The organism is Pseudomonas sp. SbOxS1 (genome assembly GCF_013416725.1).
GTDB lineage: Bacteria > Pseudomonadota > Gammaproteobacteria > Pseudomonadales > Pseudomonadaceae > Aquipseudomonas.
Genome location: NZ_JAAVXC010000032.1, coordinates 252,452 through 264,355, shown reverse-complemented (window position 1 = coordinate 264,355; position 11,904 = coordinate 252,452). Strand labels below are relative to the sequence as shown.

The 11,904-nt window shown below is 60.7% G+C and carries 10 protein-coding genes; 3 read left to right on the top strand and 7 right to left on the bottom strand.

Features of this window, described 5'->3' with window-relative positions; genetic code table 11:
* Positions 1-32 precede the first annotated feature (32 nt).
* The 3 genes from guaB to HFK74_RS25345 form a co-directional block, all read right to left on the bottom strand.
* A complete protein-coding gene (gene guaB, locus HFK74_RS25355; RefSeq protein ID WP_095193736.1) occupies positions 33-1,502 on the bottom strand; it encodes an IMP dehydrogenase in 1,470 nt (489 codons plus the stop codon).
* Positions 1,503-1,709: 207 nt separating this feature from the next.
* Positions 1,710-2,258, bottom strand: coding sequence for a sugar ABC transporter ATPase (locus HFK74_RS25350; RefSeq protein WP_180205861.1), 549 nt, complete (start codon positions 2,256-2,258; stop codon positions 1,710-1,712).
* Positions 2,259-2,319: 61 nt separating this feature from the next.
* Positions 2,320-3,087, bottom strand: a complete 768-nt coding sequence (locus tag HFK74_RS25345) for a sulfite exporter TauE/SafE family protein (protein WP_180205902.1) — start codon at positions 3,085-3,087, stop codon at positions 2,320-2,322.
* A 183-nt stretch (positions 3,088-3,270) separates the two neighbouring features.
* Here HFK74_RS25345 and xseA point away from each other — a divergent pair, with 183 nt between their 5' ends.
* Entirely contained in the window at positions 3,271-4,650 is a 1,380-nt protein-coding gene (gene xseA, locus HFK74_RS25340; protein ID WP_032831500.1) for an exodeoxyribonuclease VII large subunit, read from the top strand.
* Positions 4,651-4,653: 3 nt separating this feature from the next.
* Complete coding sequence (locus HFK74_RS25335) at positions 4,654-5,475, top strand: M23 family metallopeptidase (protein ID WP_180205860.1); 822 nt, start codon at positions 4,654-4,656, stop codon at positions 5,473-5,475.
* A 133-nt stretch (positions 5,476-5,608) separates the two neighbouring features.
* Here the strand turns inward: HFK74_RS25335 and HFK74_RS25330 are convergent, their stop codons facing one another.
* Complete coding sequence (locus tag HFK74_RS25330) at positions 5,609-5,965, bottom strand: hypothetical protein (protein ID WP_180205859.1); 357 nt, start codon at positions 5,963-5,965, stop codon at positions 5,609-5,611.
* Between the two features lie 394 nt (positions 5,966-6,359).
* Here HFK74_RS25330 and leuA point away from each other — a divergent pair, with 394 nt between their 5' ends.
* Positions 6,360-8,039 carry a 2-isopropylmalate synthase gene (gene leuA / locus HFK74_RS25325; RefSeq protein ID WP_180205858.1) on the top strand — a complete coding sequence of 560 codons (1,680 nt, stop codon included), beginning with the start codon at positions 6,360-6,362 and terminating at the stop codon, positions 8,037-8,039.
* 207 nt (positions 8,040-8,246) lie between these two features.
* Here leuA and HFK74_RS25320 read toward each other — a convergent pair whose 3' ends face one another.
* From HFK74_RS25320 to der, 3 genes are all read right to left on the bottom strand, one after another.
* A complete protein-coding gene (locus HFK74_RS25320; protein ID WP_180205857.1) occupies positions 8,247-9,038 on the bottom strand; it encodes an amidohydrolase in 792 nt (263 codons plus the stop codon).
* The gene (locus HFK74_RS25315) at positions 9,026-10,174 is read right to left on the bottom strand and encodes a pyridoxal phosphate-dependent aminotransferase (RefSeq protein WP_180205856.1); all 1,149 of its coding nucleotides are present in this window, start codon (positions 10,172-10,174) and stop codon (positions 9,026-9,028) included. The genes HFK74_RS25320 and HFK74_RS25315 overlap by 13 nt, the downstream gene beginning before the upstream one ends.
* 229 nt (positions 10,175-10,403) lie before the next feature.
* Positions 10,404-11,876, bottom strand: coding sequence for a ribosome biogenesis GTPase Der (der, locus tag HFK74_RS25310; protein WP_008057747.1), 1,473 nt, complete (start codon positions 11,874-11,876; stop codon positions 10,404-10,406).
* Positions 11,877-11,904: the final 28 nt, after the last annotated feature.

The window sequence follows — 11,904 nt, the reverse complement described above, 5'->3', positions numbered from 1 at the left end:
AGCCCCGGTTGCTTAACTTTTTACTTGAAGGCTCAACCTACGCGGTAGTTTGGCGCTTCCTTGGTGATCTGCACGTCGTGGACGTGGGACTCGGCCATGCCAGCGCCGGTGATCCGCACGAACTCAGGCTTGGTGCGCATCTCTTCGATGTTGGCGCTACCGGTGTAGCCCATGGAAGAACGCAGGCCGCCCATCAGTTGATGGATGATGGCGCTCAGGGTGCCCTTGTACGGAACACGCCCTTCGATGCCTTCCGGAACCAGCTTCTCGGCGCCGGCCGAGGAGTCCTGGAAGTAACGGTCGGAGGAGCCCTGGGCCTGGGACATGGCGCCCAGCGAACCCATGCCGCGGTAAGCCTTGTACGAACGGCCCTGGAACAGTTCGATTTCGCCCGGCGCTTCTTCGGTACCGGCGAACATCGAGCCCATCATCACGCAGGAAGCACCGGCTACGATGGCCTTGGACAGGTCACCGGAGAAACGGATGCCGCCGTCGGCGATCAACGGTACGCCAGTGCCTTCAAGGGCAGCGGCGACGTTGGCGATGGCACTGATTTGCGGGACGCCGACACCGGCGACGATACGCGTGGTGCAGATCGAGCCAGGGCCGATACCGACCTTGACCGCATCAGCGCCAGCTTCGGCCAGGGCCTTGGCGGCAGCACCGGTGGCGATGTTGCCGCCGATCACCTGCACTTCAGGGAAGTTCTCTTTAACCCAGCGAACGCGGTCGATCACGCCTTTGGAGTGACCGTGGGCGGTGTCGACCACCACCACGTCAACGCCGGCATTGACCAGGGCGGCAACGCGGTCACCGGTGTCTTTACCGGTACCGACGGCAGCGCCAACGCGCAGACGACCTTGATCGTCCTTGCTGGCCAGCGGGTAAGCCTTGGCTTTTTCGATGTCGTTGACGGTCATCATGCCCTTGAGGGCGAACTTGTCGTCGACGATCAGCACGCGTTCGATGCGGTGCTTGTGCAGCAGCTCGCGAACGTCGTTCTTGTCGGCGCCTTCCTTGACCGTGACCAGGCGCTCTTTAGGCGTCATCACTTCACGGACACTGGCGTCCAGGCGATTTTCGAAACGCACGTCACGGGAAGTGACGATGCCGACCAGGTCGCCATCGTGCAGTACCGGAACGCCGGAAATGTTGTGCAGGCGGGTCAGTTCGAACAGGTCACGCACCGTGGCATCAGCCTCGATGGTGATCGGGTCTTTGACGACGCCGGCTTCGAACTTCTTGACCTTGCGGACTTCGGCAGCTTGCTGCTCGATGGTCATGTTCTTGTGGATAATGCCGATACCACCTTCCTGAGCCATGGCGATTGCCAGACGGGCTTCAGTGACGGTGTCCATGGCGGCGGAAACCAGTGGAATATTCAGCTCGATGCCACGGGTAAGGCGGGTCTTGAGACTGACTTCGTTAGGAAGCACCTCGGAATAACCGGGCACTAGGAGAATGTCGTCGAATGTCAGAGCTTCTTGGCTGATACGCAGCATCGCGGGGGCTCCCGAGCGGGAAAATGGAAGCGCGCCATTATAGTCAGACACCCCCTCGGGTTCAATGTAAAACTCTGTCTATTATCGATGCGGTGATCGACGGGAGATTTGAAGAGCTTCGCTGGCAAGCCAGCTCCTACAAGATCACGCCGAATCTGTAGGAGCTGGCTTGCCGGCGAAGAACGATAACGCGGTCCATCAGCCGTTTCACAACTCCACTTTCACCCAACTGACAGGCTGATCCAGCCAATCGGCAAATTCGTCGAGAAAGCTCTGCTTGAACCCCGCCTCGGCCCAGTTGTTGAAAATGAAGCCCAGGTTGGAAAACCCGCACTCCTGCAGGAATAGAAAGCCGTTGATGTCGTCTTCATGCCCGCATTCCGGGCAGGTGAAGTTGTCGGTACGCCCGGGCATCCAGTCTTCCAGGCTTTCAAACAGCGCTTCACCGATCTCCTTGCGACACTCGGCACAACCGGCCTCGCCAAGAAATCCCTTGGCCGGCGTATAGATGCAGCGCTTGGTGACGATCTCCAGGCCATTGACCGGCTCACCGAACGGCAAGGCTTGCGGATGCAGGACCACTGCCCGGGCACCGTCGGCGATGGCGTGGCCCATGCGATTGCCGGTGCGGCCACAGGTGGTCAGCTCTTCGTTGATGATGTTCTTGCGCACCAGCCAACGCACGATCGCCCGGGCCCGTGGCTCATGCACCGGCAGCGTGGAAATTTTCGGGACAATGATGCTTTGGGAATTCATGGGGCGGCCTGCTGTAACGCTTTGAAAGAAGCCCGGCAGCTTAAGCCCAGGGCTTCAGAGGTCAAGTACTCAAGTAACGCCCGATCAAGGCGATACCGCTGGCCAGTACCAGCCAGGTCACCAGCCGCACGAACGCCTCGCGCGACAATTTCATGGTCAACCGTCGACCGATCCACAGGCCCATTGCCATGGCCGGCAGCAAACACAACGCCAGCACCAACAAGGGTAGCTCGGCATAGACACCCGCGACAATGAACAGGCTCAGGCGCACCACCGTGCTGCAACTGATCAGCGCACTCTGGGTCGCGCGGGCCGCTTCCTTGGGCAAGCGGCCGTTCAAATAGATCGCATACAGAAAGCCACCACTGCCAAACAGCGCCCCGAACATCCCGCCCACGGTGCCCATCGGCAATGCCCAGGCGGCAGACAACTGCGCCGGGCGGGTTTTTATCCACAGGCTGTAGATGGCATAGGCACTGATGAACAGCCCCATCAACAGCAGCAACAGATCGGACTTGAGGTTCAACAGGAAAGCCACGCCCAGCGTGCAGCCCACGGCCATGCAAGGCAGTAATCGCAGCAGCTCAGGCTTGGCGACATCACGCCGCGAGGGCAACAGATTGCCGAATGCCGCGACAAAATCCAGCAACACCAGCAACGGCACGATCTTCGACAGCGGCATGAACAGGATCAGGATCGGCCCGGCCACCAGCGCCGTGCCGAAACCGGCAATGCCGAACACGATGTAGGCCAGGGCGATGCCCAACCCGATTACCAGCCAGTCCGTGGCGCCAAATGGCCATTGGCTCATCAACTCAAGCACATTAATTCCCCAGTCATCCATGAATCGCGAAGCAGACTCTACCCCTGTAGGAGCGAGTCTGCTCGCGATGGACGTTAACGATAACGCGTTATGTATGGATAAGCGCGTCGCCCTCAAGTCCATCGCGAGCAGGCTCGCTCCTACAGGGGATCGTGCATTCCCGTGGAGATTGCCTTTATCATGCGCCCCATGATTAAAGATCCCTTTGCAAGACTCGGCCTGGACCGCGAAGTCCTGACCGTCAGCCAGCTCAACGGCCGCGCGCGGGTGTTGCTTGAAGACGTTTTCAGCAACATCTGGGTCGAAGGCGAAATCTCCAACCTCGCCCGGCCGGCGTCGGGCCACGTGTATTTCACCCTCAAGGACAGCGGCGCCCAGGTGCGTTGCGCGCTGTTTCGGCAAAACGCCGCGCGTGTGCGCCAGGCGTTGAAGGATGGCCTGGCCGTCAAGGTTCGCGGCAAAGTCTCGTTGTTCGAGGGGCGCGGCGATTACCAGCTGATCCTCGACACCGTGGAGCCGGCCGGTGATGGGGCGTTGCGCCTGGCTTTCGATGCCTTGAAGGAAAAACTCAGCGCCGAAGGCCTGTTCAGCGCCGAACGCAAAGTGCCGCTGCCGGCGCATCCGCAGCGTATCGGCATCATCAGCTCGCCCACCGGTGCGGTCATCCGCGACATCATCAGCGTGTTCCGCCGCCGCGCGCCGCAGGTGCAACTGACCCTGATCCCCACCGCCGTGCAGGGCCGCGAAGCCACCGCGCAGATTGTCCGCGCGCTGAAACTGGCGGACGCCCGCGGCTTCGACGCGTTGATCCTGGCCCGCGGTGGCGGTTCGCTGGAAGACCTCTGGTGCTTCAACGAAGAAGCCGTGGCGCGTGCGGTGGATGCCTGCGTGACACCGATCGTCAGCGCCGTCGGCCATGAAACCGATGTCTCCATCAGTGACTTCGTCGCCGACGTCCGCGCGCCCACGCCATCGGCCGCCGCCGAACTGCTGGCACCGGATTCCAGCGACCTGGTACGGCGGGTCGAAAGCCTGCATCGGCGCCTGGTGATGCGCATGCGCGATCGCCTGATGCGTGACCGGTTGCGCCTGGAAGGCATCTCTCGTCGCCTGCGCCATCCCGGCGAACGCCTGCGCCAGCAAGCGCAACGCCTGGACGACCTGGACATGCGCATGCGCCGCGCCTTCGAACGCAGCCTCAACACCCGCCGCGAACGGCTGATCCGCCTGGAAACCCGCCTGGCCGGGCAACATCCGGGCCGTCAATTGGCGATGCTGCGCCAACGTCTCGACAGCCTCGCCGAACGCTTGCCCCGCGCCATCCGCGAGGGCCTGAAAAACCGTCGCCTGCAACTGCAGAGCCAGATGCAAACACTGCACGTGGTCAGCCCCCTGGCGACCCTCGGCCGTGGCTACAGCATCTTGCTCGACGAGCGTGGCAATGCAATCCGCAATGCCGCACAGACCCACACCGGCCAGCGCCTGAAGGCCAAATTGGGTGAAGGCGAACTGCAGGTGCGGGTCGAAGACAATCACCTGACGCCCGTCACCCTCTCTTTACTGGACTGATCCATGCCGCGTTTTTTAGCTCCGCTGCTGTTGCTGTGCCTGACCTTCAACGCCCACGCCGACAGTTACATCACCCGCCTGTTGAACAAGCCGGTGCCGGGCGGCGTAGCGGTGGTCGACCTGGGCGCTGCCGTGCAAGCGCCGAAAGCCAGTTATCAGGGCAAGCCTGTATTGGTGATCAAGGAACAGAACAACTGGCTGGCGATTGTCGGCGTGCCGCTGACGGTCAAGCCGGGCGCCCAGTCCATCAGCAGCGGTGGGCGCAGCCTGGGTTTCACCGTCGGTAACAAGAAATACCCGGAACAACGCATCACCCTGAAGAATACCCAGCAGGTCAATCCTGATCAGGACAACCTGAAGCGCATCGAGCGCGAGCTGGCCGAGCAGATCGCCGCCTACCGCACCTTCAGCCCGAATACGCCGAGTAATGTGCTGCTGGACAAGCCGGTCAATGGCCCGCTGTCGAGCAAGTTCGGTGTGCGCCGGTTCTTCAATGGTGAAGAACGTAATCCCCACTCAGGCCTGGACTTCGCCGTGCCTGCCGGGACACCGATCAAGACCCCGGCCGCGGGCAAGGTGATCTTGATTGGTAACTACTTCTTCAATGGCAATACGGTGTTTGTCGACCATGGCCAGGGCTTTATCAGCATGTTCTGCCATATGTCGAAGATCGATGTGAAGGTTGGGCAGCAGCTGGCGCGTGGTGGGGTGGTCGGCAAGGTGGGTGCTACCGGCAGGGCGACCGGGCCGCATATGCACTGGAATGTCAGCCTGAATGATGCGCGGGTGGATCCGGCGATATTTATCGGGGCATTCCAACCCTGATCCTTTGTATGGCTGATGGCCCCTTCGCGGGCAAGCCCGCTCCTACAGGGATTGGCGGTGCACACAAAATTCATGTTCACCTCGGTCACTGTGGGAGCGGGCTTGCCCGCGAAGGCGGCGTCACTGACGCCGTCTATTCCGCCTCCAGATCTTCTATCCCATGGACTTCCCGGTCCGCCAGGCAATGCCTGACCCACTCCTGGGTCTCCACTGAAAACCAGCTCAACTCCTCCGCCGTGATCAACTCCCGCGCGCACAACCCAAGCAAATGCGACCGCGCTTCATGGCGTGAAAACCTGAAGACGCCAAACGCCCAATACAGCTCTTTTTGCCCGGCTTTCAGCAATTCCTCGCTGGCATCGATCCGCTCGTAGGGCGCAATACTCGTGTCCAGCACGATCTTTTCGACATCGGTCATGATCCGGGTGCACATCCGCTCATGGGCCACCGGACGCAATACGCAATACTGTTTCCAATCGGACTCGTTCATCGCCGACTCCCGCTTGCCCGTCGGGGCTTTAAAGAAGAATAGTCCCACTGCGAGGACGCGGTCGCTCAATCCGTCGATTGCGCATCGTTCAAACCTTGCGCAAACAACCTGAAGATCAGGCTTATGCCGAGCAATAAAATCTCGATAAATAAGCCCTGAAGAGGATTCCTCTCAATTTTTTTCGACCGCTTGCCATCCTTCCCCCCCGCGGTTAGGGTTGAAGACATGAAAACCTCTCACACCCTCATTCAGCTTCGTCAGCACCGCAGCTTGTGCCTTGTCAGCGCACGACTGCCGGGCTGAATCGCGGCGCCTCATCCCCAGCGTTACTCCAAGAACATTTTGATCCACCGGCAGGCCGCCTTTTTTCGGCCAACACAATAAGGATTTCCCGATGAGCATGCTCAAAGACCCGTCTTCGAAATACCGCGCGTTCCCGACCATCGATCTCCCGGACCGCACCTGGCCGTCGAAGACCATCACCGCCGCGCCGATCTGGTGCAGCTCCGACCTGCGCGATGGCAACCAGTCGCTGATCGAACCGATGGACGCCGTCAAGAAGCTGCGCTTCTGGAAAACCCTGGTGCAGGTTGGCGTGAAGGAAATCGAAGCGTCGTTCCCGTCCGCCTCGCAGACCGATTTCGACTTCGTACGCACCCTGATCGAAGACGGTCATATCCCGGACGACACCACCATCCAGGTATTGACCCAGGCACGTGAAGATTTGATCGCGCGTACTTTCGAATCCCTGCGTGGCGCGAAAAAAGCCATCGTTCACCTGTACAACGCCACTTCTCCTTCTTTCCGCCGCATTGTCTTCAACCAGGACCTGGAAGGGGTCAAGGAAATCGCCGTAAACGCGGCCAAGCTGTTCGTCAAATATGCCGCCCAGCAGCCGGAAACCGAGTGGACCTTCCAGTACTCCCCGGAAACCTTCAGCGCCACCGAACTGGAGTTCGCCAAGGAAGTCTGCGACGCGGTGATCGAAGTCTGGAACCCGACGCCCGAGCGCAAGATCATCCTCAACCTGCCGGCCACCGTCGAATGCGCGACCCCGAACATCTATGCCGACCAGATCGAATGGTTTGGCCGTCACATCAACCGTCGTGACAGCGTAATCATCAGCCTGCACACCCACAACGACCGTGGCACTGGCGTGGCCGCCACTGAGTTGGGCCTGATGGCTGGCGCCGATCGCGTCGAAGGCTGCCTGTTCGGCAACGGCGAGCGTACCGGTAACGTCGACCTGGTGACCGTGGCCCTGAACATGTACACCCAGGGCCTGAACCCTGAGTTGGACTTCTCCGACATCGACGGCGTACGCAAAGTCGTCGAAGAGTGCAACCAGATCCAGGTTCACCCGCGTCACCCGTACGTTGGCGATCTGGTGCACACCGCATTCTCCGGCTCGCACCAGGACGCGATCCGCAAGGGCTTCGCCCAGCAGAAATCCGATGCCCTGTGGGAAGTGCCTTACTTGCCGATCGACCCGGCCGACATCGGCCGCAGCTACGAGGCGGTCATCCGCGTCAACAGCCAGTCGGGTAAGGGCGGCATCGCCTACCTGCTGGAACAGGAATACGGCATCAGCTTGCCGCGTCGCATGCAGATCGAGTTCAGCCAGGTCGTGCAGCGTGAAACCGATCGCCTGGGCCTGGAAATGACCGCCCAGCAAATCCACGCGCTGCTGCACAGCGAGTACTTGCAGGCCAACACCCCGTACGCGCTGGTCAGCCATCGCCTGCAGGAAGAAAACGGCCACAGCGCCGTCGAAGTGGAAGTGGCCAGCAAGGGCCAGGGCGAAACCAACCTGCACTGGCGCGGCAAGGGCAACGGCGCCCTGGAAGCACTGGTGGCCGGCCTTCCGATCCCGGTGGAAATCATGGATTACAACGAACACGCCATTGGCGCGGGCACCAATGCCAAGGCTGCGGCCTACATCGAGCTGCGCGTGAACGGTGAACGTGCGGTGCACGGCGTGGGCATCGATGAAAACATCACCACCGCCAGCTTCAAGGCCCTGTTCAGCGCGCTGAACCGTTCGCTGAGCCAGCCGGAAGCGAAAGCGGCGTAATTAGTCTTCGCTGAAATACAAAAGGCCCCGAGATGTGAATCTCGGGGCCTTTTTGTTTGCCTGTGATTTTTGTAGTGCCTGTACCGGCCTCTTCGCGGGCAAGCCCGCTCCTACAGTGATTGGTGGGGTACACAAAATTTAGTGGCCGGCGCAAACCTTGTAGGAGCGGGCTTGCCCGCGAAGAGGCCCTTTCAGCCAGCGACGATATCAGGTGAATTCGAAGGTATCGGCATCCAGGTTCGCCGGAAAACGCGTGCGATAAGCCGCCAGTTCCGCCGCATCCAGCACCACCTTGAACACGCCGTCCGCCTCCCCCGCGCTGAGCAAGGTCTCACCCTGGAAATCCAGCACCTGACTGTCCCCGGTATAGGCAAAGCCTTTGCCATCGGTGCCGACGCGGTTAACCGCCGCCACATAGCACAGGTTCTCGATCGCCCGTGCCGGCAGCAAGCGGTTCCAGTGTTGACGCCGTGCACCCGGCCAGTTTGCCGTGTACAGCAGCAAGTCCGTGTCCTGCGGGTCACGGCTCCACACCGGGAAGCGCAGGTCGTAGCAAATCAGCGGCCGTACCCGCCAGCCCTTGAGTTCGAACTGCACCTGGCGCTCGCCCGGGGTGTAGTGATTATGCTCGCCGGCCATGCGGAACAGGTGACGCTTGTCGTAGTGCCACACTTCGCCGTCCGGCCGCGCCCACAACAGGCGGTTGCGATGGCTGCCATCAGCGGCCTGTACGATCACGCTACCGGTGATCACCGCATCCAATTTTGCCGCCTGGGCCCGCAGCCATTTACTGGTCGGCCCGTTTTCAGCTTCGGCGAGGGTCTCGGACTCCATCGAGAAACCGGTGGTGAACATCTCCGGCAGAATGATCAGGTCCGCGCCGCGAGCCTGTTCCAGCAACGGTTCGAAATGCTCCAGGTTGGCCTGGCGATCGTGCCAGGCCAGGGTGGTCTGGATCAGCGCAACGGTCAGGTTCGGCAGCGCACTCAGATCACGCATAGTTTTTCCGCTGCTTCACGCAGGGTCTCCTCACGTTTGGCGAAGCACAGGCGCACCAGGCGCTGGCCGACCGGCGGCGTCTGGTAGAACACCGAGATCGGGATACTCGCTACGCCATGTTCACGGGTCATCCACAGCGCCATCTCGACGTCATTGAGGTCAGGACGGATCTGCGAGTAATCGACCAACTGGAAATAAGTACCGCTTACCCGGGTAAAACTGAAGCGCGAAGGCACCAACAGATCGCAGAACAGGTCGCGCTTGGCCTGATAGAACGCTGGCAACTCTTCCACGTGCTCCGGGTGTTCGGCCATGAAGTCGGCCAAGGCATACTGCAGCGGTGTGACGCCGCAGAAATTCACGTACTGGTGCACCTTGCGCAACTCTGCCGTCAGGGCCGGTGGCGCGACCACGTAGCCGGTTTTCCAGCCAGTGACGTGGTAGGTCTTGCCGAAGGAACTGACCACGAAGGCACGCTGATACAGCTCTTCATGGGCCAGCACACTGACGTGGGGCACACCGTCGTAGACCAGGTGTTCGTAGACCTCATCGCTGATCACGTAGATGTCGCGATCGCGGATCAACGCCGCCAGTTGGTCCAGCTCAGCGCGGTTGATCAGTGCGCCGCTGGGATTGTGCGGGGTATTGAGGATGATCATCCGCGTGCGCGGACTCAGTGCCTGGGCGAGCTTCTGGAAATCGATGCTGAAGTCGTCCAGCCCCAGTTGCACGTGAACGCAACGGCCACCGGCCAGCTCGACCGAGGGCTCGTAACTGTCATAAGCCGGATCAAACACGATGACTTCGTCACCGCTGTGGATAACCGCCTGAATGGCGCAGAAAATCGCCTCGGTCGCGCCGGGCGTCACGGTTACTTCGCTGTCCACATCGACGGTGACGCCATAGCTGCGGGCGATTTTCGCCACGATCTGCTGACGCAGTACCGGCAGGCCGGTCATTGGCGAGTATTGGTTGTGGCCATTGGCGATATGCCGACCAACCGCATCGCACAGGGCCTGCGGTGCAGCGAAATCGGGAAAACCCTGGGACAGGTTGAGCGCCCCGGTTTGCGCCGCGAGCTGAGACATCTGCGTAAAGATGGTGATGCCGACATTCGGCAGCTTACTGGTGATCATCGAGGACTCCCTGCTCTACACCCGGCTCTAACGGCGGCGCGGGAGAGCCCGAGGATAGCCCAAACGGCAGGCATGAAAAAGGGCGCTAACAGCGCCCTTCTCCAAGCTGATCGTTCCCACGCTCTGCGTGGGAATGCCGCCACGGACGCTCCGCGTCCATACCGAATGTGACGCAGAGCGTCACGGGATGCATTCCCACGCGGAGCGTGGGAACGATCAAAACCGCAGATCAGCGCTTGTCGCGGCGCTTCTTGTCGGCCTTCTTGTGGTGCGACATCAAGCGACGCTTCTTGTTGACCTGGCGGTCGGTCAGCGAGTTCTTGTTGCCTTCGTACGGGTTCTCGCCGCCCTTGAACTCGATGCGGATCGGCGTACCGACCAGCTTGAGCACACGGCGATAAGTGTTTTCCAGGTAACGAACGTAAGACTTCGGCACCTTCTCGATCTGGTTACCGTGGATCACGATGATCGGCGGGTTCGCACCACCCAAGTGAGCGTAACGCAGCTTGATCCGGCGGTTGTTGACCATCGGCGGTGCGTGCTCGCCAACCGCGTCTTCCAGGATCTGGGTCAGGCGGTTGGTCGGCCAGCGGGTGACCGCGGACTTGAACGAGTTCTGCACCGAGGCGTAGAGGTTGCCCACGCCAGTGCCGTGCAGTGCCGAGATGAAGTGGATGTCGGCGTAGTCAACGAAGAACAGTCGACGTTGCAGCTCGACCTTCACGAAGTCGCGCTCGCTCGGCGTCATACCGTCCCACTTGTTGATCGCAATGACCAGCGCACGACCCGACTCGATGGCAAAGCCCAGCAGGTTGAGGTCGTGGTCCACCACGCCTTCGCGGGCGTCCATCACGAAGATCACCACGTTGGCGTCTTTGATCGCTTGCAGGGTTTTGACCACGGAGAACTTTTCGACTTCTTCGTGGATCTTGCCGCGCTTGCGCACACCGGCGGTGTCGATCAGCGTGTACTTCTCCTCGTTACGTTCGAACGGGATGTAGATGCTGTCGCGGGTGGTGCCGGGTTGGTCATACACGATTACCCGGTCTTCACCGAGCATGCGGTTGACCAGGGTCGACTTGCCGACGTTCGGGCGACCGATGATGGCGATCTTGATCCCGTCTTTTTCGCTCGGGCCAGGAATGCGCTTGGCTTCCTCGCCTTCAGCGACGTCCTCTTCTTCCTCGCCTTCTTGCGGCTCGTCTTCATCTTTCGGGAAGTCGCCCAAGGCGATTTCCAGCAGCTGGGTGATGCCACGACCGTGAGCACCCGCGATCGGGATCGCATGGCCCATGCCCAGAGGGGCGAATTCAGCGCGGGCCATTTCCGGGTCGATGTTGTCGACCTTGTTGGCCACTACGTGGGAACGCTTGTTACGTTTACGCAAATGCTCGGCGATCATCTGGTCGGCGGCGGTGAAACCGGCCTTGGCATCTACCAGGAACAGAACAACATCCGCTTCTTCAATGGCCAGCAGCGACTGCTCGGCCATTTTTTCGTCCATACCGTGCTCGTCACCGGAGATACCGCCGGTGTCGACCAGAATGTAGGAACGCCCTTGCCACTTGGCCTCACCGTACTGGCGATCACGGGTCAGACCGGACAAGTCGCCGACGATGGCGTCGCGAGTCCTGGTCAGGCGGTTGAACAAGGTGGACTTGCCGACGTTCGGTCGGCCCACCAGGGCGATTACGGGAACCATGCGGCTCTCCACTTCGTTATTTCAGAAA

Bases quoted from the DNA above. Each gene is read 5' to 3' on its own strand.
- HFK74_RS25330 (WP_180205859.1), bottom strand. From the start codon at position 5,965: ATGAACGAGTCCGATTGGAAACAGTATTGCGTATTGCGTCCGGTGGCC.
- HFK74_RS25335 (WP_180205860.1), top strand. From the start codon at position 4,654: ATGCCGCGTTTTTTAGCTCCGCTGCTGTTGCTGTGCCTGACCTTCAAC.
- HFK74_RS25320 (WP_180205857.1), bottom strand. From the start codon at position 9,038: ATGCGTGATCTGAGTGCGCTGCCGAACCTGACCGTTGCGCTGATCCAG.
- HFK74_RS25350 (WP_180205861.1), bottom strand. From the start codon at position 2,258: ATGAATTCCCAAAGCATCATTGTCCCGAAAATTTCCACGCTGCCGGTG.
- HFK74_RS25315 (WP_180205856.1), bottom strand. From the start codon at position 10,174: ATGATCACCAGTAAGCTGCCGAATGTCGGCATCACCATCTTTACGCAG.
- leuA (WP_180205858.1), top strand. From the start codon at position 6,360: ATGAGCATGCTCAAAGACCCGTCTTCGAAATACCGCGCGTTCCCGACC.
- xseA (WP_032831500.1), top strand. From the start codon at position 3,271: ATGATTAAAGATCCCTTTGCAAGACTCGGCCTGGACCGCGAAGTCCTG.
- guaB (WP_095193736.1), bottom strand. From the start codon at position 1,502: ATGCTGCGTATCAGCCAAGAAGCTCTGACATTCGACGACATTCTCCTA.
- der (WP_008057747.1), bottom strand. From the start codon at position 11,876: ATGGTTCCCGTAATCGCCCTGGTGGGCCGACCGAACGTCGGCAAGTCC.